Genomic DNA, 235 nt, shown 5'->3' on the forward strand with positions numbered 1-235 from the left:
TACTCGATCGGATTATTTCGACCTAGCTCGTAACCGGAAGCGTCTCTGCCTTGAACTATGCCAATCTCCTGCTTTGGCTGAAATTAAGCATTGTCCTCACGCCGCTGATTACCGTATTGTACACTTCAATCGTCGAGCGCGAGCTTATAGGATATCAATCTTTCCTTAATTATACCTTAAAGGGTTTGAAATCTCTTTTATTTTTAGAGATTCCGTTCATTGTCGTCATGTTAAT

The 235-nt window shown here is 40.9% G+C and carries 1 protein-coding gene; it reads left to right on the forward strand.

Annotated elements, in window-relative coordinates:
* Positions 1–50: 50 nt before the first annotated feature.
* The coding region (locus ACYP5M_RS26780; protein WP_459735758.1) for a hypothetical protein at positions 51–235 on the forward strand (185 nt) is incomplete at its 3' end.

The sequence above is a fragment of the Peribacillus sp. N1 genome (genome assembly GCF_054600815.1).